The organism is Arthrobacter sp. 05L44, assembly GCF_056397605.1.
Genome location: NZ_JBFTNS010000018.1, coordinates 1 through 1,842 on the forward strand (window position 1 = coordinate 1; position 1,842 = coordinate 1,842).

A 1,842-nucleotide genomic window follows, 5' to 3' on the forward strand; every position below is an offset into this window, starting at 1 on the left:
ACCACTGAAAAGTCTGAAAAGTAACTTAAATCCGCATTCATCTCACCACCTATAGAGGTGGGAGACTTCTGTACCTGTCGCTACGCTTTCGGTACAGAAAATAATTGCTGAAAGAAGTTAAAAAAATACTATATAGAAAGGGTTGTTGACAAAATGGCAAACGAATTTAAAGTTTGCGATGAATGTCAGGCCGTTAACTTAAAAACGTTAATTCCAAAATTAAAGGAAATCGATCCTGATGCAACCATCGAAATTGGCTGTCATTCCTATTGTGGCCCAGGACGTAAAAAAACATTTACCTTTGTAAATAGTCGTCCTGTCGCTGCATTAACGGAAGAAGAACTAATGGAAAAGGTTTTAGCAAAGTTAAAAAAATAAGTAAAACAAAACGCTATCTTCACTAGTCTAGTTGGAGATAGTTTTTGTTTTATTTGGGTTCTATAATATTTGTTGGGGTATTCACACAATTCCACGCATAAAAAAAGCACAGATTCACCGATTTATATATACTTGAATTGTCGAGAAACAAGTAATAGAAAGGTGAACTGTGCAAATGAATTTTAACATGAATATCCCAGGATTAAAGGTGAACTGTGCAAATGAATTTTAACATGAATATCCCAGGATTAAAAGATGTAGAGATTACGAAAGTAGAAGAAGTAGGCGATCGAATCGCATTGTATGTGCAATTGCCTAAACGTACGCATCAATGTCCAGTTTGTAAAAAAGAAACATCGAAGGTTCACGATTACCGTATACAAAAGATCAATCATTTAAAATGGTTTGAACGTTTAACTATTCTTTTCTATAAACGTCGTCGTTATGTTTGTRATTGTGGAAAGCGTTTCTCTGAAAAATCCCCCTTTGTAGATAAATATCAACGTTACTCAAAGGAATGGAATCAAGTAGTGAGTATACGTGCTATTAAAGCTAAAACATTTAAAGAAGCWGCAGAAGTACTAGGTACATCATCCACGACGATYATTCGCCGTTTTAAAAAGGTAGCGAATAAACAATTAGTAGAGGGTGTACGTTTACCAAAAGCGATTGCGATTGATGAGTATAAAGGTGATACAGATGCAGGTACGTATCAGCTAATAATTGCGAATGCGGAGACGCGTGAACCGATTGATATTTTACCAAATCGTAAAAAAGAAACAATAAAAAATTACTTAAGTCAGTATGGAGCAGATGTTGAGATAGTGGTCATGGATATGAATCCAAGTTTTAAAGCAGCTGTTCGTCAATCGCTAGGTCGACCTGTTATTGTGGCAGACCGCTTTCATTTTAGCCGTTATATCTATTGGGCAATGGATGAAGTGCGCCGACAAGTACAAAAAGAATGGGACAAATACAATCGCACAAAGTGTAAACGTATGCGTCATGTATTTTATAAACGTGCATCTAAATTATCATCAAAACAACAGTGGTACTTACAGCGCTATACAGAAATGTCTGAAACATTAAAAGTAGCTCATGAATTAAAGGAAGCCTATTGTGAATGGTTTGATTGGGCAAAGGCAAAAAATGATGTCGTAGAAGTGAAGAAGCGATTACTAGCTTTTTACCGTAAGGTAGAAGAGACAAAATTACCAGCTTTCTTAAAAGCAATTCAAACATTGAAAAACTGGCAAGTAGAAATATTAAATAGCTTTAGTTTTGGTTATTCCAACGGCTTCTTAGAAGGCATTAATAATAAAACAAAAGTGATGAAACGGAATGCATATGGCTTTCGACGCTTCGATCACTTTCGAGCAAAAATCTTATTAAATTTAAAGTATAAAGATATCGGGGTTCATCTGGGTTAACGTGCTAAAAGATCACATCACCCCAACATTTGAC

2 protein-coding genes are annotated in these 1,842 nt (G+C 35.5%); both read left to right on the forward strand.

All coding sequences use genetic code 11. The features are described 5' to 3' along the window. Positions 1-153 precede the first annotated feature (153 nt). Positions 154-378, forward strand: a complete 225-nt coding sequence (locus tag AC1DHY_RS15725) for a YuzB family protein (protein WP_049667962.1) — start codon at positions 154-156, stop codon at positions 376-378. Between the two features lie 215 nt (positions 379-593). Next, positions 594-1,808 (forward strand): ISL3 family transposase, encoded by a 1,215-nt coding sequence (locus AC1DHY_RS15730; protein WP_476903902.1) that lies wholly within the window; start codon positions 594-596, stop codon positions 1,806-1,808. Positions 1,809-1,842: the final 34 nt, after the last annotated feature.